This window comes from Escherichia sp. 10290, from assembly GCF_030295155.1.
GTDB classification, from domain to species: Bacteria; Pseudomonadota; Gammaproteobacteria; order Enterobacterales; family Enterobacteriaceae; genus Escherichia; species Escherichia coli_F.
Map to the genome: position 1 here is coordinate 1,599,484 of NZ_AP025741.1, position 22,808 is coordinate 1,622,291.

Here is a 22,808-nt window from a genome sequence, read left to right on the forward strand (position 1 = left end):
AAAGAGACAGAATGATTTGCTTGTTTCTTAAATAACACTTTGTTCCACAAGAAAATTGTCAGGGAGAATGGGGAGTGGGGAAAAATATAAATAGAGGTGTAATGATTAATAAGTTGATAAAATAAAATTAAAATCTTCCCTAATAAAAGAAAATAAAGGCATAGACTGTAGAAAGAGTGGTATTTCGTGATGAAGAAAGAGCAATGCCAATTTTATGCACGTAATGGCATTGCTCGATATACAGTAAAGTTAAGGCGTAGGTTCCGCCTCTTTTTGTTTTAGCGGCTGTGTTGTTGATTCACTGAGTGGACGCGTCGCCGGAACATTGTCACACGGTTGCTCTTTCGGGCAGATCAAATCCAGCATTTTCAGCGTCACGCCATTGGTCCAGCCAAAGCCATCCTGTAATGGATATTCGCCACCGCCGCCCCCTGTTCCGGTGGTGCTGACATCATATTTTTCCACCAGCTTTTTCTCCCGGTCATAGGTGTGCTGAACATTGGTAAGGAAGTGCCAGCTAATGTCCATCGCCACCTCTTTTTGCCCGTAGTTTTGTAATCCTTCTGTCGCGACCCACTGCAACGGTGCCCAGCCGTTTGGCGCATCCCATTGTTGCCCACTTTTCACCGACGTGGTGTTCAGGCCGCCTGGTTGCAGCAGATGTGTTTTCGTCGCCGTCGCCATTTTGTTGGCGCGATCTTTCGCTGCCGCATTGACGTACAGCGGGAACAGGGCGGCAGCGGTTAACTGATTGCGCACTTTATGACTTTTCAGATCGTAATCGGCATACCAGCCTTGTTGATCGTTCCACAGATATTTTTCGATCCCTTTTTGACGGGCATTCGCCAGCGTTTCGTACTGGTTTGCCATCGCGTTATCTCCGGCAGCTTTGCTGGCGCGGGCGAGGATTTTTTCCATTTTGAACATCAGGCTGTTCAGATCGACCGGTACGATGCTGGTGGTGCGTAAGGTATTTAACTGCTGCGGATTGTCCATCCAGCGCGAGCTGAAATCCCAGCCAGACGCAGCGGCAGAGCGCAGGTCGCGGTAAATTTCAGTGGCAGGCCGGTTCGGGTTGCTTTTGGCGGTGGCAATATCTTCCACCCATGACTCTGGTCGTGGCGTATCGCGATCGTCCCAGTAGCGGTTGAGAAGGGTACCATCCTGAAGTTTTACAACGCGTTTTTCCTGTTGTCCGGCTTGCAGGTTTTCAACACCGTCCATCCAGTAAGCATATTCTTTTTGCATTTGCGGCAGGTATTGCTTCAACGCGGCATCGCCTTCATGCTGCGCCAGTAACTCTACCATCAGGGCAAAGAATGGCGGTTGCGAGCGGCTTAAATAGTAACTGCGGTTGCCGTTGGGAATATGCCCGTAAGTGTCTATTTCATGAGCAAAATTGGCCACCATATCCGCGACTTTATCCCAGTGACCGCTTTCGGCAAGCCCTAACATGGTGAAGTAACTGTCCCAGTAATATACCTCGCGAAAACGTCCGCCCGGCACGACATAAGGTTCCGGCAGCGGTAACAGAGAATCCCATTTTTCGGTGTTTTCGGTAGAACGCGTTAATACAGGCCAAAGTCCGTCAATATGTTCGCGCAGCGACTGCCCTTCTGGCGGAACATATTTCTCTCCCTCTTTCGGCAGAGTGAAATTGACGTTAACGAAATGGCGCAGATCAAAGCCGCTCTGGTTTTGCTGCATTCGATAATCTGCAAGGATCATTAGCGGATCGCTGTTCGGCACGGCATCAGCAAAGGTCTTTTGGTCCGGAAAAAGTTTGGCGTTTTGCACATCGTTAAACAGCGGCCCTAACAAAATATCAGGCGGCTGTGGCGTTACTGGCGTTTCTTCTGCCTGCACCGCTAGCGCAGCGAAACACAACAAAACGCAGGCGGGAATTAACGCTATTTTTTGCGGGCGAGGAGGGGCGGTGGCTTTCATCAATCATTCTCCTTGGGCGAAACCGAACAAAACGGTATTCAAGTATCAGAAAACCTTAGTTCAGGATCGCACTAACTGCATGATCGAAATCTCATTCTGCGAACTGTCAGGCATTTTGGAAAAGGAGATTAAAGGGATAAATAAGGGTGAAATAGAGTAATTAAATAAAGTCTGTTTATTAGCCAGCCAGCGACGTTTGGTTTGCGATTAGCGCAGAAAAAATCATCATGATTTGGTAAAAAATATAACAGGTAGTTAAAAAATATCAGAGCAGAGTAAATTGCCGGATGGCATCAGAACGATGCCATCCGAACGGTGGTTTATCCCTGATGGCTGAAACGTTGCGTTTTAACGTCCAGCGTTAACGTTTCTTCAGGTTGTATCGCATACAGTTTCTCACCCTGCTGGCAAATCCAGCCAATCCCCAGTTCGTGGGCGATTAGGGCGCTGTGGGATACCGGACTTCCGGCGCTAAGGCAGATCCCTTTTACAACCGCCGGATCCAGTTGCAGAACCGTAGACGGATAAATGTTCTCCGCCAGTAAAATGGTTGGCGAGTTAAATTGCGGGAGTTCTTCTTTCGTTTGCGTCAGGTGGATTAGGGTGCGATGTAGAAGATCGTCCACATCGATATAGCGAGCCTGTAAATATTCATCATCCAGTTGTTGGTATTGCTGGCTTAGTTCTTTAAGAACGTGCTGCCAGGCATATTCTGCTGTGCAATGCTCATGCTGAAGAAATTCGTTTGCCGCCGCCAGCAGTTCTGGATCATCTAACAGTGTATGGTGACCAGAAAAGATTGCGGCAATATCGTCAAGCCCGCTCGCTTCTGCTTTCGCTGTTAACGTCATCAGATCTAATAACGTGAAGTCAATTGCCTGACGTAATCGTTCTTGTTCTTCTTCCACGGTCAGAGTTGATTTTGCCTGTACCGTACATAAAACTGGTTGATAATAAAAGGCTTTACCCGAAACAGGCGGAATGGGCCGCTGAGTAGGCGGAGCAACTTCTTCCGTTTCACCAAAGTTATCTTCAGCCAGCTGACGGAAAGCAACCAGCGCCTCTTCAGCTTCTGGCCCTTTCGCAATCAGGCGCAGCGTATCGTTATAGCGGACTTGTAGTAGCGCGATCTGGTTAATACTCTCCGGCGTGACGCATTTACCGTTTTTCTCCAGCAACATATCGGCATTAAATGTCGATAAGGTATAAACCAGCCGGGAGGCCGGACGTACATGAAGGCCGTTACGGTTTTTAATGACCACGGCCAGAGAATGGGCTTCTTCATCGTACGGAGGACATGTGTCAGCGATTTCGGTGTCGGAGGACGGTAAACCCAGTTGTTCACGTTTGGCTTCCAGCGCATGCATGGCGTCATAGATAACTTTGTCGATATCTGCTCCCGAGGCCGCGCTGACTGTTGCTGCCAGTGTACCTTCGACTAACGGTGCCGCACACAAACGTACTTTTGCGGCGATCTCGGGGGCCAGCAACTCCAGTGCAGTTTCAGCACTCAATAATGCGCTACCCATATCCATCATCACCAGCACATGGTCGGCATCGGCAACGGACTCGATGGCCTCCATCACTTTGACGGCATCGGTACCAATGGGATTTTGGGGATCGTCAATTCCCGCGGCAATGGCGATTTTACAGCTATCACTCATTAACATCTGACGGGCTAATTCACCGACACCTTCTCCCAGTCGGGCGCTATGTGAAACTATGACCAGGTTTACCATCACCATTTCCTTACTCTTTTGCGGCTAACGCCAGCATTTGCATCATAAACATCACGGAGGTCGCGCCGGGATCCTGGTGACCAATACTGCGTTCACCGAGATAACTGGCGCGGCCTTTGCGGGCTTGCATCGTAATCGTACTTTGTGCAGCGGATTCAGCGACGCTACTGGCGGCTTCGAGCGCCACCGGAACAGAGAGATTTTGCTCGCTGGACTGACGTAACGATTCCACCACCGGCACCCAGACATCACACATAGTTTTATCGCCAGGTTCGGCTTTCCCGCGGCTGATTACGCCGTCTACACCATCGCGGAACATCTGATACAGTTCTTCCAGCGTCAGGCTTTGCCGTGCCTGTGTCGCCTGTGCGGCGCGGATAAAGAAAGTACCGAACAGCGGACCACTGGCACCACCGACGCTGGAAAGCAGCGTCATGCCGGTATTCTTGAGAATGAAACCGATATCTTTATCTGCGATAGCAGGGAGTTTTTCTACCACCTTGCTAAAGCCACGGTTCATATTTAGCCCGTGGTCAGCGTCGCCAATTTCGCGATCCAGTCCGGTAAGATACTCGCTCTCTTTGCTGAAAATTTCTCCACAGCGAGTGAGCCAGTTAACAATTTGAGTTCTGCTCAGTGACATGGTTATCTCCTTATTTACCCCAGTTAAGCGCCGGGGTGTGGACCGGGGCGTCCCATAACGCCAGCGTTTCGTCATCAACTTTCAGTAAGGTGATGGAAAAACCGGTCATGTCCAGTGAGGTACAATACGCGCCGATTAAATTGCGCTCGATAGTCAAGCCCGCTTGCTGGCAACGCGTGGCCAGGCGGTTATAGACGCCATACAGTTCAGAAAGCGGAGTTGCACCAAGATTGTTGACGAGTGCAATTACTCGATCGCCAGACTGAAGCGGTTGTTTAGTTTGCGTCTCTTCCTGCCAGCTACCTTGTCGATAATCCCAGAAGCGGAGCGTGCGGTGGTATGTGCCATTTTCCAGCAGGGTGTCGAACATTTCATCGACGGTTTGGTCAAGGGAGGAGAAGGGGCGGCGGTCAATACCCGGCTCACCATGAATGCCGACGCCAAACTCCATCTCATTATCTGCCAGCGTAAAAGAAGGTTTTCCCGCGGCAGGAACGGTACAGGCATTGAGGGCGATACCAATAGAATGGCCCTGATTGTTCAACTTACGCCCCAGTTGTGCACAAGCCTCCAGCGAGTCGCCACGTTCTGCCGCTGCGCCTACGAGTTTTTCGATTAATACGGTGTTGGCAACGCCGCGCCGCCCAGCGGTATAAAGACTGTCTTTTACTGCAACGTCGTCATCAATGACCACGGTGGTCACTTTTACGCCGCTATCGTGCAGTAATTCTGTTGCTGTTTCAAAGTTAAGAATATCGCCGGTGTAATTTTTGATAATCAGCAGTACACCTTCGCCGCCATCAACTTGCATGGCGCATTCAAAAATTTTATCGGGCGTCGGTGAGGTGAATATTTCGCCCGGACAGGCCCCCGAAAGCATCCCCTGACCGATATAACCGCAGTGCATCGGTTCGTGTCCGCTGCCGCCGCCCGACAGCAGGGCGACTTTTCCTGCAACGGGGGCATCAGCTCGGGTGACATACACCGGATCCTGATGCAGTGTCAGCGATGAATGTGCTTTCGCCAGACCCGCCAGTTGTTCGTCCAGAACGTCTTGCACATCATTGATCAATTTTTTCATTATCTTGCTCCAGCAATTACGGTAGGGCATGGATGATGTTCAACGACACGGCGACCACTGACTGCCGATAAATCCATTGTGCATCAGGTAAGGGAAAAGAAAATTAGCCCAAATTATGTTTCATGGTGAAACATATGTTTTAATGAATGTTCCATATTGAAACTTTTACGCGTTTTAATACTAAAAATTGCGAGCCGGAACACCTTTTGTCACAAAGGATGCGGGATATGAGTGGCGCTTTTAACAACGATGAACGGGGCATATCTCCCTTAATTGCAGCCTCCTGGGAGCGATGCAATAAACTGATGAAACGGGAGACATGGAGCGTACCGCACCAGGCCCAGGGCGTGACATTTGCTACTATCTATCGGCGTAAGAAAGCGATGCTGACGCTCGGGCAGGCTGCGCTGGAAGATGCCTGGGAATATATGGAATCGCGGGCGTGCGGACTGTTCATCCTTGATGAAACCGCCTGCATCCTTAGTCGTTTTGGTGATCCACAAACGCTGCACCAGCTTAGTGTCCTGGGATTCAATGACGGCACGTATTGCGCAGAGGGAATTATTGGTACCTGTGCGCTATCGTTAGCGGCTATCTCTGGTCAGGCCGTGAAAACGATGGCCGATCAACATTTCAAACAGGCACTCTGGAACTGGGCCTTTTGTGCAACACCGTTGTTTGACAGCAAGGGCCGATTGACGGGAACAATAGCGCTGGCGTGTCCGGTTGAGCAAACTACCGCAGCTGATTTGCCGTTGACGTTGGCAATCGCACGCGAGGTCGGAAATTTACTGCTGACGGACAGTTTGCTCGCTGAAACTAACCGTCATTTAAATCAACTTAATGCCCTGTTAGAAAGTATGGATGATGGCGTGATTAGCTGGGACGAGCAGGGTAATTTGCAATTTATCAATGCCCAGGCGGCGCGGGCCTTGCGCCTTGACGCGACGGCAAGTCAGGGAAGGGCGATCACTGAACTCTTAACGTTACCCGCCGTATTGCAACAAGCAATAAAACAGGCACATCCGCTCAAACACGTAGAAGCAACCTTTGAAAGTCAGCACCAGTTTATTGATGCGGTGATAACCCTTAAACCGATAATAGAAACGCAGGGAACCAGCTTTATTTTGTTGCTCCATCCTGTGGAACAGATGCGGCAGTTAATGACCAGTCAATTAGGAAAAGTCAGCCATACTTTCGCTCATATGCCACAGGACGATCCGCAAACCCGCCGCTTGATTCATTTTGGTCGCCAGGCGGCGCGCAGTAGCTTTCCTGTCCTGCTTTGTGGAGAAGAGGGCGTGGGCAAGGCACTGCTAAGTCAGGCAATTCATAATGAAAGTGAGCGTGCAGCGGGGCCTTATATCGCCGTCAATTGTGAGTTATATGGTGATGCGGCGCTGGCGGAAGAATTTATTGGCGGCGATCGCACGGACAATGAAAATGGTCGTCTGAGTCGACTGGAACTGGCGCACGGCGGCACGCTGTTTCTTGAAAAGATTGAATATCTGGCGGTGGAGTTACAGTCTGCTTTGCTTCAGGTTATCAAGCAGGGTGTTATCACGCGACTGGATGCGCGGCGTTTAATACCAATTGATGTCAAAGTGATTGCCACAACGACCGCGGACCTGGCAATGCTGGTGGAACAAAATCGCTTTAGTCGCCAGCTGTATTACGCGCTGCATGCATTTGAAATTACCATCCCGCCTCTGCGTATGCGGCGTGGCAGCATTCCGGCGCTGGTGAATAACAAATTACGCAGTCTTGAAAAACGCTTCTCTACGCGTCTGAAAATTGATGACGATGCCCTCGCTCGCCTGGTTTCTTGTGCATGGCCAGGCAACGATTTTGAACTTTACAGCGTCATCGAGAATCTTGCTCTGAGTAGTGATAACGGGCGCATTCGCGTCAGTGATTTACCTGAACATCTGTTTACCGAGCAGGCGACAGATGATGTCAGCGCCACTCGCCTTTCCACCAGTCTGTCATTTGCGGAAGTTGAAAAAGAGGCAATTATTAACGCAGCCCAGGTCACAGGCGGTCGCATTCAGGAAATGTCGGCTTTACTTGGAATCGGCCGCACTACGCTGTGGCGGAAAATGAAGCAACATGGCATTGATGCAGGGCAGTTTAAGCGCCGGGTATGAAAGACAGAGACGATTTCTGATACATCAGAGTGATCTGTATTTCATTCCGGCGCACGCTAAAAATTTTCAGCATCGTTTAAGGGCTTGTCTATCCCGCACTTAAAAGCTGAAGCGATATCCTCCGTTGACTTGCTTCTGATCAAAGAGGTTACCCTGCGTGTAATCCGCTTCGAGATAGAATGTGTGCTGTTTGTTATACTGTGCACTGACTCCCACGCCGTTATTCCAGCCATTACCTTTGAAACTGTACTTCTCCCGGGAGTTGTTCAACAGATATTCGGTATCCCCTGAAAACTCGCGGATAGCGCCAGTCTTCACATAGACATTCAGCTGGCTGTTGCCTGCGGTGATGTCATATCCCAGTATCATGCTGGCACGCCCCAGCAGCGATTCGTAGTGATTCAGATGTATATTGAGACCATTACTCGCCTTCATAGCCATCCCATTCTGGTGGCTGTATGTGAGCTGGGTTTGCGGCTCTATATAGAACCCATAACCAGTAGGGGTCAGGTTGAACCTCTGCCCGGCTTCCAGGGAGATGCTCAATCCATTCGCAGTGCCGTTGGCGTTAACGCCGTTGTTCTGACTGTCCAGTACGTGGAAACTATTTTTCTGGTGCGATGCTTTTACAACGAGATCGCTGTAAAAACCGTTGTGTGCCATGTAACTGGCGTACATTCCCATGTAGTCTGAACGTGCGGTACCGTCGCCTCCGCTATAGTCCGGCGATGCATGTGTTGAGCCAATATACAGACCGACATACAACGGCATTTCATCAGAGAGACGTTTATCCCCACCAAACTGGATACCGCTGTAACCCATGTCAAAGCCGCTCAGTTTGCCACTGGCAAAGGAGTCCAGGCTTCCCCCATAACTGCGCAACCAGATATTACCGTCTTTACCCTGATTTCGCAGGTCACCCATCCGTTGCATCAGCGTACGGTTTTCAACATAGTTCAATAAGTAACCGACATTGAGATAATTGCCGCCAGCATCTGCGGTCGTGGTGGGTTTAGGCGTGGGAGCGGGGGCAGGCGTAGGATCGGGGTTGACTATGGGGGGCTGAGCGGGAGCTGGTGTGGGCTCTGGATTAGGAGTCGGCTCCGGAATTGTCCCGGAAGCATAAAGCTCCCAGTTAGTGCCATTTTTACGCACATCATACAGATATCCCCCCAACTCAACCTGAGAAGACGCGCTGAACGAGGCCGCGCCGTCAGTGGTTTTTACCACTGTCAGAACTTCATTTCCCGTTGTGGCCTCGCTGCCCTGGTTACGGATAGCCAATACGTGATTACCAGCACTACTCCCGCAGATATTCAATAAATCTCCTTTATTATTAACGCCATTACCCTCGCCAACAACATCAGCACGCATAATAAAGGTACTGTTACCGCTAAGGTTCTCTACGTTTAATGTGGTAAATGTGCCGGCAGTTGACGCGTGGCTGGCAAAATCGACAGTTGAATGGCTCAGCGCCAGCGTGTCGAGATTAGAATTACTTGTTACGTTCCAGACGCTGTTATTCATTGCAACGTCCAGTTTTCCGCCATTGACATTATCGCTGAGGGAAGAACCTGTCCAAACCGACCCAGGGTGCATATCCAGATTGATTAGCCCACCTTTAGAAAGAACGCTACCGTTGATAAGCATACGACCCGAGGCGTTGATGCGGCTGGCGGCATAACCATCGTCATGTTGCGTTGCGATGGCCATCTGGTCGGGTGTACTCATATCAATGACCAGATCGCTCGTGAGATCGATCTGGCTGTTGGTCATGGCATAAATCCCCCTGGCTCCTGCCGCGCCGGTGATAGCCAAACTGTCTCCGGTTATTCTACCGCCGCTGAGCGCCCACAAACCCAGCGCCAGACTGCCATTACGATCAACCGTAATATCGGTATTTTGCATGTTGATAACAGCCGTTGCCGTCTGGGCTGAGGCACCATAAGAACCGCTGGAAAAGATGCTGTTTCGTTGCGCTGCCGTGCCAGAAAAATTGATTGTCGCGTCTGAACCACTGGTTACGAGGCCACCGCCCTGCGCGGAAGAAATATGGCTATCAGCACCGATAGTGGTTGTACCACCACGAACTTCGACGCCATTGGCAGCGGCTCCAGTTACATCAACAGTGAGTGCATTCGCGCTCACCTGGCCAAAGCTCCAGAGGCCGTGTGCATTATCGCCATTGGTTTTAATGGTACTGTTTGTTCCGAGATCGACAACAGAGTTTTTCTGTACGTTTATTCCCATGGCGCTGTAGCCCTGAACATCGATTGTCAGGTCTGTCGCCGTAAAACGCGCAGCACCGTTGGCGTTATTGCCGTTGAGACCACCGATATAAACACCTGTACTTCCATCGGTCTTGATTTTACTACCGCTTCCAAGATCGACACTGGTGCCATAGTCATTGATGGTTAGGCCTATACCGTTCGAGTTTTCAATGGTGAATTGAGAGGCTGTTAGTGTTGAGCTATGCCCAATAATGATGCCGTCATCGTTACTCTTAATGGTGCTGCCTGTGCCTAAGTCAGCATGTGTATAGTCACCAATTAAATTAATGCCGATGGCAGAGGTTTGACCAACAACATCTACTGTAAGTCGGTTAGCTGTCAGAGAGCTGTTCTTGCCCTGAATAATGATTCCCTTTGCATATCCAGAGGCGTCGTTGACATTGACGGTGACATCATCACCCAGGTTGATATTGCCAGGCGTGTTTCCTGCTGGGGTCATTACACCATAGAGGTTTCCTGATGGATCGGCGGTATCTCCTGTAATTCTGTCACCATCATTAATAGTAATATTGGTGCCATTTTGACTTCCTAAATCAGCAGCTATCAGCAGGGGGGAAAAGATAATTGCATTCAAACCAATAGCGCCATATTTTATCAGTTGAATGGAGGGCGAACGGATTTTTAATTCAGCGAGACGATCGGCTTTGGTATTCCCATTGTGTTGTTTGATGCCCATACCACTCCTATATAGTACCCAAGCTATGGGTCTATGGATTTTGTCATTTTGTTTAAGTCAATGAATAATATCCTCTTATCATCATGATATTTGTATGGTGCAATCATGATGAGCTGCTCTGAGAATAATTCTCTATTACCGGGCAAAATCAGGAACACAGGAATTAATATATATTTAACATCCCCTTTACAAAGGTGAGTTTAGATCGAGTTATTCCCTAAGTTGTCGTTACTTATTCCAATTCGTTACTATGAATATGACAAAAACATTACAACAAACAGCGGTTAAATAATTTGGTGAATATTTTTGGTAATAATCCTAATTAGTTATGGGATTTTCGCTTGATGTAACTGCATAACAAAAACAATATGAGCCATTTTTGCATTACTAATAAGAAAAAGCAAAAAACATCGATATTCATTTTTGATCAATGGATTTTCTGGCATATCGTTATTATCGTGATACTGGTTATCATTTTCATCTTGCCAGGATCGCACGTAATCACGTTATTCGGGGGCTTTATCTGCTGGATATTGCTCTTCAGGCAAGTCCTTTTCTCGCCAGCATATTGGAACGTGATCAATATTGATCAGCTGTAAAAGGTGTCTGATGTGCAGTGGAACACAAACTTACGTGATCTCATTGCTAATGAGATATCCCTCATCTGAACACTTATGTCTTTAATTATTCTCGTGGTTCACTATAGGCAATAAGCACAAAAGTGTAGGATGTTATAAGAATGGTTAGGACTCGGTGAAATGAAAAAATCCACGCAATTGCGTGGATTTTATATACTTTTGCGCTCTTCATGAGATTTAGCGAAACCTCATGAGACAACAAATTAATTAGACATTGAACAGGAAGTTCATTACATCGCCATCTTTAACGATGTAATCTTTACCTTCTGCACGCATTTTGCCCGCTTCTTTCGCGCCTTGTTCACCTTTGTAAGTGATGAAATCTTCGAACGAAATAGTTTGTGCACGGATAAAGCCTTTTTCAAAATCAGTATGGATTTTGCCAGCGGCCTGCGGCGCGGTTGCACCAACCGGAATGGTCCATGCACGCACTTCTTTCACCCCAGCGGTGAAGTAAGTTTGCAGGTTCAGCAGCTTATAACCGGCACGGATCACGCGGTTTAGGCCCGGCTCTTCCAGCCCAAGCTCCTGCATAAACTCGTCACGTTCTTCGTCGTCCAGTTCGGCAATGTCTGCTTCAACAGCAGCACAAACCGGAACCACAACAGAACCTTCTTTCGCCGCGATTTCACGCACCTGGTCAAGATACGGGTTGTTTTCAAAACCGTCTTCGTTGACGTTGGCGATGTACATTGTTGGTTTCAGCGTCAGGAAGCTCAGGTAACGAATAGCCGCTTTCTCTTCAGCGCTTAAATCCAGCGCGCGCAGCATACCTGCGTTTTCCAGCTGTGGCAGGCATTTTTCCAGTACCGCCAGCTCGGCTTTCGCGTCTTTATCGCCGCCTTTGGCTTTCTTCTGTACGCGATGAATCGCACGTTCGCAGGTGTCGAGGTCTGCCAGCGCCAGTTCTGTGTTGATAACTTCAATATCATCCGCCGGGTTAACTTTGCCGGAAACGTGAATGATGTTGTCGTTTTCAAAGCAGCGAACAACGTGACCGATCGCTTCGGTTTCACGGATGTTGGTCAGGAACTGGTTACCCAGACCTTCGCCTTTCGATGCGCCTTTTACCAGACCGGCGATATCGACAAATTCCATGGTCGTGGGAAGCGTACGCTGCGGTTTTACGATTTCAGCCAGTTGATCCAGGCGAGGGTCAGGCATTGGTACGACGCCTGTGTTCGGCTCGATGGTGCAGAATGGAAAGTTGGCCGCTTCAATACCGGCTTTGGTCAGCGCGTTGAACAGGGTAGATTTCCCGACGTTGGGCAAACCGACGATACCGCATTTGAATCCCATGATTTAAATCACCTTAATATCTTAATAATCAACCTGTTATTGCTAACAGATTGCAGAAATGGAAATAACTTTGCCTATTATACACGGCACTCGGCAAAAATGCCGCAGACAACGACTTATTGCGCTTTAAAGGCGTGCAATCGGTTCGTTGCTTTGGTCAAGCCCTCTGTAAACCACATTTCAGTACAACGTGCCGCTTCGTCGATGGCTTCATCAATTAACTTCTGTTCACTAACAGGCGGTTTGCCTAACACAAAACCGACAACTTTATTTTTATCGCCTGGATGACCGATTCCGATGCGTAAACGGTGAAAGTTAGGGTTATTACCCAATTTACTGATGATGTCTTTCAGTCCATTGTGACCACCATGGCCACCGCCCAACTTAAATTTGGCGACGCCAGGTGGCAGATCCAGTTCGTCGTGGGCAACCAGAATTTCGTCCGGATTAATGCGGAAAAAACTGGCCATCGCCGCAACGGCTTTGCCGCTGAGATTCATAAATGTAGTCGGGACTAACAGGCGGACATCTTCGCCTCCAAGGGTGACTCGCGAAGTATAACCAAAGAATTTAGCCTCTTCGCGCAGCGGAGCACGCAAACGCTCTGCCAGTAAGTCAACGAACCAGGCACCAGCATTATGTCGCGTTGCGGCGTATTCAGCGCCGGGGTTCGCCAGGCCGACAATCAATTTAATCGTCACGTTTTTTTGTCCTGAGTGTGTACATAACTGGCGCGTAGTTTACTGGTTGCGGCCCCGCTTGACAAAAAACTGCGTATCAAATGCAGATAACGCAATAATTGCCTAAGTGGACTATTAGAAAGTCAAGGTGTTCAGGCGTTTATTTGTAAAGTTTTGTTGAAATAAGGGTTGTAATTGTGATCACGCCCGCACATAACCCACAGGGTGTTGTCTATACTTTACACATAAGGAAGAGGGGTATTCCCTGTTACAACCCAGAAAGTTCCGGAGGTGACATATGAAACGCAAAAACGCTTCGTTACTCGGTAACGTGCTCATGGGGTTGGGTCTGGTGGTAATGGTGGTCGGCGTGGGGTATTCAATCCTCAACCAGTTACCACAGTTTAATATGCCCCAGTATTTCGCACATGGTGCAGTGCTAAGTATTTTCGTCGGTGCCATTCTCTGGCTGGCGGGTGCCCGTGTTGGCGGGCATGAACAGGTGTGCGACCGTTACTGGTGGGTTCGCCACTATGACAAACGTTGCCGCCGTAGCGATAATCGCCGTCATAGCTAACAAATAATGCCGTTTGCTGACCAGTCAGTTTGCGCTGACTGGTCAATTTCGTACTTATAAATCCGCCATCGCCGCGCGACGATTCGGGAAGAACGCCAGGCGTCCCGGGATCGGTTGAATCCCTGCGCGAGCCATAGTGCGCAGCGGCTGGAATTCCACGTTACACACGCGGAGTTCACATCCTTCGGGCAGACGCTTCACAAAACGCTGGAATGCATCAAGGCCACCAGCATCAAGCACCGGAACGGCATCCCACTTCAGAATGACAATCCGCTTGCCTTCGAGGCGTGACTCGAGGTCCGTGAACAGGCCTTCAGCCGCAGCAAAGAACAGCGGGCCAATAACGCGCAGAACCAGGACATCGTCTGGAACGTCTACGACTACTGGTGCCAGGCGAGTCATACGCGCGATACGACGCATAAACAGCAGCGATGCCAACACGATCCCCACACTGATGGCAATAACCATATCAAACAGCACAGTCAATGACATACACAGTAGCATGACGATGATGTCATCTTTCGGCGCATGACGCAGCAAGTCGACCACTTTGTGCGCTTCACTCATGTTCCACGCTACCATCAACAGCAGGGCCGCCATGGCGGAAAGCGGCAGCCAGGAGAGCAGCGGTGCCAGTACCAGCAGGGCAAGAATAACCAGAATAGAGTGGATCACCGCCGAGATAGGGGAAGTTGCCCCGGCACGGACGTTAGCGGCAGAACGCGCGATGGCAGCTGTAGCGGTAATACCACCAAAGAACGGGGCGATGATATTCCCCAGTCCCTGTCCAACCAGTTCGCTGTTCGCTTTGTGTTTCGTTCCGGTCATACCATCCAGTACCACGGCGCAGAGCAGAGATTCGATTGCGCCGAGCATTGCCATTGAGAATGCCGCAGGCAGCAGTGTGCGAATAGAATCCCAGGTTAGCGTGAATTCTGAATCAGGTAGATCCCATGGCAGCACCAGTTGTGGCAGCAATTGCGGAATACCGTTACCCTGAGAACCATCGGCCAGAACGTAGTGGAATTGCGAACCGATGGTAGCAACATGTCCGCCGAGCAGGTTAACAACCCCCATCACCGCGCAACCAGCGAGTAAGGCCGGAAGGTGACCAGGCAAACGAATGCCCAGACGCGGCCAGAAAACCAGAATGCCAAGCGTCACAATGCCAATGGCAGCATCACCCACATTAATGGTCGGCAGCGCCATAAATAATGCGCCGACTTTTTGTAGATAATGTTCCGGGACATGGGCCATTTGCAGACCGAGAAAATCTTTAATCTGCATGGTACCGATGGTGATCCCGATACCCGAGGTGAAACCTAAGGTGACGGAAACCGGAATATACTCAATCAGGCGACCAAAGCGTGCCAGCCCCATCAGAATCAAAAAGATCCCCGACAGCAAGGTCGCGACCAGCAGTCCTGCCAGTCCAAACTGTTGCGAAACGGGATAGAGAATTACCACAAATGCCGCAGTCGGACCGGAAACGCTAAAGCGTGACCCCCCCGTCAGAGCAATGACAATCCCCGCAACAGCTGCGGTATATAAACCGTACTGGGGTGCCACACCACTACCAATAGCCAACGCCATCGCCAGCGGGATAGCAATAATCCCGACGGTTATCCCGGCAATCAGGTCACGGGTAAACCGTGCGGCAGTATATTTTTCTTTCCAGCAAGCGTCGATCAGAGCGCGGAAAGGCATCACATGTGAGGAAAATATTTTGTTCACAATAATGTTTCATCCGTGAGCGCATCATCTGTCAACTAAATGGCAGGTGAAGGAGGCATAGGTCATACAAATGGATATTACAGACAAAAAAACCCGCCGCAGCGGGTCTTTGAGCCGGGTTCGATTAGTGTTCGAACATGGCAGAGATCGATTCTTCGTTGCTGATACGACGAATCGCTTCGGCCAGCATACCTGACAGGGTCAGAGTACGCACGTTCGGCAGTGATTTGATTTCATCGCTCAGCGGAATGGTATCGCAGACAACGACTTCATCAATTACAGAGTTACGCAGGTTGTTCGCCGCGTTGCCAGAGAAGATCGGGTGAGTCGCGTACGCAAATACACGTTTAGCACCACGTTCTTTCAGAGCTTCAGCAGCTTTACACAGCGTACCGCCAGTGTCGATCATATCATCGACCAGTACGCAGTCACGACCTGCAACGTCACCGATGATATGCATCACCTGGGAAACGTTCGCACGCGGACGACGTTTGTCGATGATTGCCATATCGGTATCGTTCAGCAGCTTAGCGATAGCGCGGGCACGCACAACGCCGCCGATGTCCGGAGAAACCACAATTGGGTTATCCAGATTCAGCTGCAGCATGTCTTCCAGCAGGATCGGGCTACCAAATACGTTATCAACCGGAACGTCGAAGAAACCCTGAATCTGTTCAGCGTGCAGATCCACTGTCAGCACACGGTCAACACCGACGCTGGAGAGGAAGTCTGCAACCACTTTCGCAGTGATTGGTACACGAGCGGAACGGACGCGACGGTCCTGGCGCGCATAGCCAAAGTAGGGGATAACAGCGGTGATACGACCTGCGGAAGCACGACGCAGGGCATCAACCATAACGACTAATTCCATCAGGTTGTCGTTAGTAGGGGCACAAGTGGACTGGATGATGAAAATATCACCACCGCGTACATTTTCGTTAATTTGTACGCTGACTTCGCCGTCGCTAAAGCGACCTACAGCGGCGTCGCCGAGTGAAGTGTACAGGCGGTTGGCAATACGTTGTGCTAGTTCCGGGGTGGCGTTACCAGCAAAAAGCTTCATATCAGGCACGAGAAGAACCTCAGGCATGCGTCCATTGGTGGAAAGAATCTGCCGAAAACTGTGCGGGCCAGGCATGATTCTTTCCAGGCGGTGTATTAAAGAGCGCGATGCAACGTCTGGAACAAGGTGACGTTGTCACCGAAACTCAGCTTGCCCGGCTTAAAGCATGGCTCTGTGCAATGGGGAAAGATTAACGCCTTTCGCCACAAAGCCATTGAGCCATTCCGGGGCTTGCTCTAGCACCTGGCGGGCTTCAGACTCTGTATCAAATTCAGCAAAGACACAGGCCCCTGTCCCAGTCAGGCGCGACGGGGCGTATTCTAACAGCCAGGAAAGCACCGCATCAACCTCGCGAAAACGTTTTCTTGCGATAACCTCGCAATCATTGCTGAATTCACATTTTAGCAACGTTTCTATTGACCTTTTTGGCGTATTGCGCGGGAGTTCAGGATCTTTAAAAATCACCGGTGTCGGAATACTTACACCAGGGTGCGCCACCAAGTACCACTTCTCTGGCGGATCCACCGGCGTTAGTATTTCACCAACGCCTTCGGCAAACGCGGCATGCCCCCGAACAAAGACAGGAACATCTGCGCCCAGCGTCAGCCCCATTTCCGCCAGTTCATCAATGCTTAGCCCGCATTGCCAGAGATGGTTTAATGCCACCAGCACCGTCGCGGCATTGGATGAACCACCACCTAGACCGCCGCCCATCGGCAAACGCTTGTCAATACTGATTTCTGCACCGCTTCCCGTAGGAAGACGCCCGCTGGCGGCTGCTGTTTTCATCAGCAACCGTGCTGCGCGAACGATCAGGTTATCTTCATGTTCCACGCCTTCAACGGGGGTTAACAGACGAATATCCCCATCGTCACGAAGCTCAATGCTGATGGTGTCGCCGTAATCAAGAAACTGAAACAGCGTTTGCAGCGTGTGGTAACCGTCCGAACGCTGACCGGTAATGTATAAAAACAGATTAAGTTTTGCTGGAGAGGGCCACTGTGTCCGCATTATTTCACTATCCAGTTATCCATTTTTAACTTGATGCGTTGACCACCGTCGGTGAGTTCCATATTGGATGGCATCGCAGGTTGAGTTTTTGTGTCATAACCACCGTAAACAACTTTCCAGTTTTTGCCGTTTTGGCTGTAGGTGATTTCGCTGAGGCGATATTGATCGTCCAGTTTGTAGTCGGTTGCATCACCCGGTAAACCTAAAATCCACTGACGCAAACTGTTGAGCGGAATCGGCATTCCGGTCAATTTGCCAATCATTTCTTCGGCGTCATCGGCGGTGTAACGCTGCCCTTTATTGTCGACTAACTGCACGTTACCCGGCTGAGCATTCAGCTCCAGTTCGGTGCTGCCCAATGGGTTAGTCAGTAGCAGACGATAGCGATCCTGGCCGGTTTGTTGCCAGAAAAAGCGGGCGTAGACTTTTTGTTGATCAGAAATATAAGCGAATGCACCGCGAGTCTGATACTGATTAAGATTACGCACGTCTTGCTGATGCTGACGCCATTGTGGCGAATCCGGGCTTTTGCCAGGACCTTTCGGCGTGGTAACGGAACAGGCAGTAAGCACGAGAGCAGCCAGTGGTAGCAGACGGATAAGACGAAAATCGGGCAGGGGCATAATGATGACAAGTCCTTGAGATACGTTGCAGTTATAACCCTTAATGCTAGCGTTACCGTCCGCTATCGTCTATGTTCAAGTTGTCTTAATTGCCAGAATCTAACGGCTTTCGGCAATTACTCCAAAAGGGGGCACTCTCTTTTATTGATCTCGCGCATCCTGTATGATGCGAGCAGACTAACCCTATCAACGTTGGTATTATTTCCCGCAGACATGACCCTTTTAGCACTCGGTATCAACCATAAAACGGCTCCTGTATCGCTGCGAGAACGTGTATCGTTTTCGCCGGATAAGCTCGATCAGGCGCTTGACAGCCTGCTTGCGCAGCCGATGGTGCAGGGCGGCGTGGTACTGTCGACGTGTAACCGCACAGAACTTTATCTTAGCGTTGAAGAGCAGGATAACCTGCAAGAGGCGTTAATTCGTTGGCTTTGCGATTACCATAATCTCAATGAAGACGATCTGCGTAAAAGCCTCTACTGGCATCAGGATAACGATGCAGTTAGCCATTTAATGCGTGTTGCCAGCGGCCTGGATTCACTGGTTCTGGGGGAACCGCAGATCCTCGGTCAGGTTAAAAAGGCGTTTGCCGATTCGCAAAAAGGCCATATGAAGGCCAGCGAACTGGAACGCATGTTCCAGAAATCTTTCTCTGTCGCAAAACGCGTTCGTACTGAAACCGATATCGGTGCCAGCGCTGTGTCTGTCGCTTTTGCGGCTTGTACGCTGGCGCGTCAGATCTTTGAATCGCTCTCTACGGTGACGGTACTGCTGGTGGGTGCGGGCGAAACCATCGAGCTGGTGGCGCGTCATCTACGTGAACACAAAGTACAGAAGATGATTATCGCCAACCGTACTCGCGAACGCGCCCAAATTCTGGCAGATGAAGTCGGCGCAGAAGTGATTGCCTTGAGCGATATTGACGAACGTCTGCGCGAAGCCGATATCATCATCAGTTCCACCGCCAGCCCGTTACCGATTATCGGAAAAGGCATGGTGGAGCGCGCATTAAAAAGCCGTCGCAACCAACCGATGCTGTTGGTAGATATTGCCGTTCCGCGCGATGTTGAGCCGGAAGTTGGCAAACTGGCGAATGCTTACCTTTATAGTGTTGACGATCTACAAAGCATTATTTCGCACAACCTGGCGCAACGTAAAGCTGCCGCAGTTGAGGCGGAGACTATCGTCGCCCAGGAAACCAGCGAATTTATGGCGTGGCTGCGTGCACAAAGCGCCAGCGAAACCATTCGCGAGTATCGCAGCCAGGCAGAGCAAGTTCGCGATGAGTTAACCGCCAAAGCGTTAGCGGCCCTTGAGCAGGGCGGCGACGCTCAAGCCATTATGCAGGATCTGGCATGGAAACTGACTAACCGCCTGATCCATGTGCCAACGAAATCACTTCAACAGGCCGCCCGTGACGGGGATAACGAACGCCTGAATATTCTGCGCGACAGCCTCGGGCTGGAGTAGCAGTACATCATTTTCTTTTTTTACAGGGTGCATTTACGCCTATGAAGCCTTCTATCGTTGCCAAACTGGAAGCCCTGCATGAACGCCATGAAGAAGTTCAGGCATTGCTGGGTGAGGCGCAAACTATCGCCGACCAGGAACGTTTTCGCGCATTATCACGCGAATATGCGCAGTTAAGTGATGTTTCGCGCTGTTTTACCGACTGGCAACAGGTTCAGGAAGATATCGAAACCGCACAGATGATGCTCGACGATCCTGAAATGCGTGAGATGGCGCAGGATGAACTGCGCGAAGCTAAAGAAAAAAGCGAGCAACTGGAACAGCAATTACAGGTTCTGTTACTACCAAAAGATCCTGATGACGAACGTAACGCCTTCCTCGAAGTCCGTGCCGGAACCGGCGGCGACGAAGCGGCGCTCTTCGCTGGCGATCTGTTCCGTATGTACAGCCGTTACGCCGAAGCCCGCCGCTGGCGTGTAGAAATCATGAGCGCCAGCGAGGGTGAACATGGTGGCTATAAAGAGATCATCGCCAAAATTAGCGGTGATGGTGTATATGGTCGTTTGAAATTCGAATCTGGCGGTCATCGCGTGCAGCGTGTGCCTGCTACGGAATCGCAGGGTCGAATTCATACTTCTGCTTGTACCGTTGCGGTAATGCCAGAACTGCCTGACGCAGAACTCCCGGACATCAACCCAGCAGATTTGCGCATTGATACTTTCCGCTCGTCAGGGGCGGGTGGTCAGCACGTTAACACCACCGATTCGGCAATTCGTATTACTCACTTGCCGACCGGGATTGTTGTTGAATGTCAGGACGAACGTTCACAACATAAAAACAAAGCTAAAGCACTTTCTGTACTTGGTGCTCGCATCCACGCTGCAGAAATGGCAAAACGGCAACAGGCCGAAGCGTCTACCCGTCGTAACCTGCTGGGGAGTGGCGATCGCAGCGACCGTAACCGTACTTACAATTTCCCGCAGGGGCGCGTTACTGATCACCGCATCAACCTGACGCTCTACCGTCTGGATGAAGTGATGGAAGGTAAGCTGGATATGCTGATTGAACCGATTATCCAGGAACATCAGGCCGATCAACTGGCGGCGTTGTCCGAGCAGGAATAATGGAATATCAACACTGGTTACGTGAAGCAATAAGCCAACTTCAGGCGAGCGAAAGCCCGCGGCGTGATGCTGAAATCCTGCTGGAGCATGTTACCGGCAAAGGGCGTACTTTTATTCTCGCCTTTGGTGAAACGCAGCTGACTGACGAACAATGTCAGCAACTTGATGCGCTACTGACGCGTCGTCGCGATGGTGAACCTATTGCTCATTTAACCGGGGTGCGAGAATTCTGGTCGCTGCCGTTATTTGTTTCGCCAGCGACCTTAATTCCGCGCCCGGATACGGAGTGTCTGGTGGAGCAGGCACTGGCGCGGTTGCCTGAACAACCTTGCCGTATTCTCGATCTCGGGACGGGTACCGGGGCGATTGCGCTGGCGCTGGCTAGCGAGCGCCCGGACTGCGAAATTACCGCTGTAGATCGTATGCCTGATGCTATCGCCCTGGCGCAACGTAATGCCCAGAATCTGGCGATCAAAAATATCCATATTCTGCAAAGCAACTGGTTTAGCGCGCTAGCCGGGCAGCAGTTTGCGATGATTGTCAGTAATCCGCCGTATATTGACGAGCAGGACCCACATCTTCAACAAGGCGATGTCCGCTTTGAGCCGCTCACTGCGCTGGTTGCGGCAGACAGTGGAATGGCAGACATCGTGCATATCATCGAACAGTCGCGTAACGCGCTGGTATCCGGCGGCTTTCTGCTTCTGGAACATGGCTGGCAGCAGGGCGAAGCGGTGCGACAGGTATTTATCCACGCGGGATATCATGACGTCGAAACCTGTCGGGACTATGGTGATAACGAGCGCGTAACGCTCGGCCGCTATTATCAATGACAAGTTTTTCTACACTGCTTAGCGTTCATCTCATTAGCATTGCGCTTTCTGTAGGGCTATTAACCTTACGTTTCTGGCTACGTTATCAGAAGCATCCACAGGCATTTGCTCGTTGGACGCGCATTGTGCCGCCGGTTGTCGATACGGTGTTATTGTTAAGCGGCATTGCGTTGATGGCTAAAGCGCACATCCTGCCATTTTCCGGGCAGGCACAGTGGCTGACTGAAAAGCTGTTTGGAGTTATCATTTATATCGTTTTGGGTTTTATTGCACTCGATTATCGTCGTATGCACAGTCAGCAGGCGCGCATTATTGCCTTCCCGCTGGCGTTGGTGGTGCTGTACATCATCATTAAACTCGCCACCACAAAAGTACCGTTACTGGGGTAAGTCATGAGATCGTTAGCTGATTTCGAATTTAATAAAGCGCCATTGTGCGAAGGCATGATCCTGGCTTGCGAAGCAATCCGCCGCGATTTTCCCTCGCAAGATGTTTACGACGAACTGGAGCGTCTCGTTACTCTGGCGAAGGAAGAAATCAGCCAGCTTCTGCCTTTAGAAGAGCAGCTGGAAAAACTGATCGCGCTGTTTTACGGCGACTGGGGATTTAAAGCCTCACGCGGCGTTTATCGTCTTTCCGATGCATTATGGCTGGACCAGGTGTTAAAGAATCGACAGGGCAGTGCCGTATCATTAGGTGCCGTTTTATTATGGGTCGCGAATCGTCTCGATTTGCCGCTGCTGCCGGTGATTTTCCCTACGCAGCTGATACTGCGCATTGAATGTCCGGATGGCGAAATTTGGCTGATTAATCCTTTTAACGGTGAATCGTTAAGCGAACATATGCTGGACGTATGGTTAAAGGGAAATATCAGCCCGTCGGCGGAACTGTTTTATGAAGACCTTGATGAAGCTGATAACATTGAGGTAATCCGCAAATTGCTGGATACACTCAAAGCTTCGTTGATGGAAGAAAATCAGATGGAGCTGGCGCTACGTACCAGCGAAGCATTATTACAATTCAACCCGGAAGATCCCTATGAAATTCGCGATCGCGGGTTGATTTATGCGCAACTGGATTGCGAACACGTTGCGTTGAACGATTTAAGTTATTTCGTTGAACAGTGTCCGGAAGACCCGATCAGCGAAATGCTCCGTGCGCAAATAAATAACATCGCGCATAAACATATTGTGCTGCATTAATTAATCGACATTTTACTCAAGATTAAGGCG

The 22,808-nt window shown here is 50.2% G+C and carries 18 protein-coding genes; 7 read left to right on the forward strand and 11 right to left on the reverse strand.

The window, feature by feature from the left end:
- Nucleotides 1-249: 249 nt before the first annotated feature.
- The 4 genes from treA to dhaK all read right to left on the reverse strand — a co-directional run bounded on the left by treA (nt 250) and on the right by dhaK (nt 5,410).
- Nucleotides 250-1,947, reverse strand: coding sequence for an alpha,alpha-trehalase (gene treA / locus QUE74_RS08000; RefSeq protein ID WP_000648203.1), 1,698 nt, complete (start codon nt 1,945-1,947; stop codon nt 250-252).
- Between the two features lie 320 nt (nt 1,948-2,267).
- Nucleotides 2,268-3,686 carry a dihydroxyacetone kinase phosphoryl donor subunit DhaM gene (dhaM, locus tag QUE74_RS08005; protein WP_001355240.1) on the reverse strand — a complete coding sequence of 473 codons (1,419 nt, stop codon included), beginning with the start codon at nt 3,684-3,686 and terminating at the stop codon, nt 2,268-2,270.
- A gap of 10 nt (nt 3,687-3,696) precedes the next feature.
- Nucleotides 3,697-4,329, reverse strand: coding sequence for a dihydroxyacetone kinase subunit DhaL (gene dhaL, locus QUE74_RS08010; RefSeq protein WP_001353268.1), 633 nt, complete (start codon nt 4,327-4,329; stop codon nt 3,697-3,699).
- Between the two features lie 10 nt (nt 4,330-4,339).
- A complete protein-coding gene (dhaK, locus tag QUE74_RS08015; protein WP_000733741.1) occupies nt 4,340-5,410 on the reverse strand; it encodes a dihydroxyacetone kinase subunit DhaK in 1,071 nt (356 codons plus the stop codon).
- 227 nt (nt 5,411-5,637) lie between these two features.
- On the opposite strand from dhaK, the gene dhaR reads away from it, so the two are divergent.
- Nucleotides 5,638-7,557: a dihydroxyacetone kinase operon transcriptional regulator DhaR gene (dhaR, locus tag QUE74_RS08020; RefSeq protein ID WP_001355241.1), complete on the forward strand. Its 1,920-nt coding sequence runs from the start codon at nt 5,638-5,640 to the stop codon at nt 7,555-7,557.
- A 99-nt stretch (nt 7,558-7,656) separates the two neighbouring features.
- Here the strand turns inward: dhaR and QUE74_RS08025 are convergent, their stop codons facing one another.
- The 3 genes from QUE74_RS08025 to pth all read right to left on the reverse strand — a co-directional run bounded on the left by QUE74_RS08025 (nt 7,657) and on the right by pth (nt 13,162).
- Entirely contained in the window at nt 7,657-10,524 is a 2,868-nt protein-coding gene (locus QUE74_RS08025) for an autotransporter outer membrane beta-barrel domain-containing protein (RefSeq protein ID WP_001353264.1), read from the reverse strand.
- A gap of 845 nt (nt 10,525-11,369) precedes the next feature.
- A complete protein-coding gene (gene ychF, locus QUE74_RS08030) occupies nt 11,370-12,461 on the reverse strand; it encodes a redox-regulated ATPase YchF (protein WP_000505866.1) in 1,092 nt (363 codons plus the stop codon).
- Nucleotides 12,462-12,577: 116 nt separating this feature from the next.
- Nucleotides 12,578-13,162, reverse strand: a complete 585-nt coding sequence (gene pth / locus QUE74_RS08035; protein ID WP_000152937.1) for an aminoacyl-tRNA hydrolase — start codon at nt 13,160-13,162, stop codon at nt 12,578-12,580.
- Nucleotides 13,163-13,439: 277 nt separating this feature from the next.
- Between pth and ychH the strand changes: the two genes are divergently transcribed.
- A complete protein-coding gene (gene ychH, locus QUE74_RS08040; RefSeq protein WP_000823885.1) occupies nt 13,440-13,718 on the forward strand; it encodes a stress-induced protein YchH in 279 nt (92 codons plus the stop codon).
- A 54-nt stretch (nt 13,719-13,772) separates the two neighbouring features.
- Here the strand turns inward: ychH and dauA are convergent, their stop codons facing one another.
- From dauA to lolB, 4 genes are all read right to left on the reverse strand, one after another.
- The gene (gene dauA / locus QUE74_RS08045; RefSeq protein WP_001033360.1) at nt 13,773-15,452 is read right to left on the reverse strand and encodes a C4-dicarboxylic acid transporter DauA; all 1,680 of its coding nucleotides are present in this window, start codon (nt 15,450-15,452) and stop codon (nt 13,773-13,775) included.
- A 124-nt stretch (nt 15,453-15,576) separates the two neighbouring features.
- A complete protein-coding gene (gene prs, locus QUE74_RS08050) occupies nt 15,577-16,524 on the reverse strand; it encodes a ribose-phosphate diphosphokinase (protein ID WP_001298109.1) in 948 nt (315 codons plus the stop codon).
- Nucleotides 16,525-16,674: 150 nt separating this feature from the next.
- Nucleotides 16,675-17,526, reverse strand: a complete 852-nt coding sequence (gene ispE, locus QUE74_RS08055; protein WP_001260356.1) for a 4-(cytidine 5'-diphospho)-2-C-methyl-D-erythritol kinase — start codon at nt 17,524-17,526, stop codon at nt 16,675-16,677.
- On the reverse strand, nt 17,526-18,149 hold the full coding sequence (lolB, locus tag QUE74_RS08060) for a lipoprotein insertase outer membrane protein LolB (protein ID WP_001130693.1): 624 nt from the start codon (nt 18,147-18,149) through the stop codon (nt 17,526-17,528). Before lolB ends, ispE begins: the two co-directional genes overlap by 1 nt.
- Nucleotides 18,150-18,362: 213 nt before the next feature.
- Between lolB and hemA the strand changes: the two genes are divergently transcribed.
- Genes hemA through sirB1 form a run of 5 tightly spaced genes read left to right on the forward strand, consistent with a single transcriptional unit; the run spans nt 18,363 to nt 22,778 of the window.
- Entirely contained in the window at nt 18,363-19,619 is a 1,257-nt protein-coding gene (hemA, locus tag QUE74_RS08065) for a glutamyl-tRNA reductase (RefSeq protein WP_001355242.1), read from the forward strand.
- 41 nt (nt 19,620-19,660) lie between these two features.
- A complete protein-coding gene (gene prfA / locus QUE74_RS08070) occupies nt 19,661-20,743 on the forward strand; it encodes a peptide chain release factor 1 (RefSeq protein WP_000804741.1) in 1,083 nt (360 codons plus the stop codon).
- Nucleotides 20,743-21,576, forward strand: a complete 834-nt coding sequence (gene prmC / locus QUE74_RS08075; protein ID WP_000456452.1) for a peptide chain release factor N(5)-glutamine methyltransferase — start codon at nt 20,743-20,745, stop codon at nt 21,574-21,576. Before prfA ends, prmC begins: the two co-directional genes overlap by 1 nt.
- A complete protein-coding gene (gene sirB2, locus QUE74_RS08080) occupies nt 21,573-21,965 on the forward strand; it encodes an invasion regulator SirB2 (RefSeq protein ID WP_000200378.1) in 393 nt (130 codons plus the stop codon). The genes prmC and sirB2 overlap by 4 nt, the downstream gene beginning before the upstream one ends.
- Before the next feature lie 3 nt (nt 21,966-21,968).
- On the forward strand, nt 21,969-22,778 hold the full coding sequence (gene sirB1 / locus QUE74_RS08085) for an invasion regulator SirB1 (protein ID WP_001257059.1): 810 nt from the start codon (nt 21,969-21,971) through the stop codon (nt 22,776-22,778).
- Nucleotides 22,779-22,808: the final 30 nt, after the last annotated feature.

Excerpts from the sequence above, each read along its gene's own strand:
- treA (WP_000648203.1), bottom strand. The coding sequence starts at position 1,947 with ATGAAAGCCACCGCCCCTCCTCGCCCGCAAAAAATAGCGTTAATTCCC.
- dhaM (WP_001355240.1), bottom strand. The coding sequence starts at position 3,686 with ATGGTAAACCTGGTCATAGTTTCACATAGCGCCCGACTGGGAGAAGGT.
- dhaL (WP_001353268.1), bottom strand. The coding sequence starts at position 4,329 with ATGTCACTGAGCAGAACTCAAATTGTTAACTGGCTCACTCGCTGTGGA.
- dhaK (WP_000733741.1), bottom strand. The coding sequence starts at position 5,410 with ATGAAAAAATTGATCAATGATGTGCAAGACGTTCTGGACGAACAACTG.
- dhaR (WP_001355241.1), top strand. The coding sequence starts at position 5,638 with ATGAGTGGCGCTTTTAACAACGATGAACGGGGCATATCTCCCTTAATT.
- QUE74_RS08025 (WP_001353264.1), bottom strand. The coding sequence starts at position 10,524 with ATGGGCATCAAACAACACAATGGGAATACCAAAGCCGATCGTCTCGCT.
- ychF (WP_000505866.1), bottom strand. The coding sequence starts at position 12,461 with ATGGGATTCAAATGCGGTATCGTCGGTTTGCCCAACGTCGGGAAATCT.
- ychH (WP_000823885.1), top strand. The coding sequence starts at position 13,440 with ATGAAACGCAAAAACGCTTCGTTACTCGGTAACGTGCTCATGGGGTTG.
- ispE (WP_001260356.1), bottom strand. The coding sequence starts at position 17,526 with ATGCGGACACAGTGGCCCTCTCCAGCAAAACTTAATCTGTTTTTATAC.
- lolB (WP_001130693.1), bottom strand. The coding sequence starts at position 18,149 with ATGCCCCTGCCCGATTTTCGTCTTATCCGTCTGCTACCACTGGCTGCT.
- hemA (WP_001355242.1), top strand. The coding sequence starts at position 18,363 with ATGACCCTTTTAGCACTCGGTATCAACCATAAAACGGCTCCTGTATCG.
- prfA (WP_000804741.1), top strand. The coding sequence starts at position 19,661 with ATGAAGCCTTCTATCGTTGCCAAACTGGAAGCCCTGCATGAACGCCAT.
- prmC (WP_000456452.1), top strand. The coding sequence starts at position 20,743 with ATGGAATATCAACACTGGTTACGTGAAGCAATAAGCCAACTTCAGGCG.
- sirB2 (WP_000200378.1), top strand. The coding sequence starts at position 21,573 with ATGACAAGTTTTTCTACACTGCTTAGCGTTCATCTCATTAGCATTGCG.
- sirB1 (WP_001257059.1), top strand. The coding sequence starts at position 21,969 with ATGAGATCGTTAGCTGATTTCGAATTTAATAAAGCGCCATTGTGCGAA.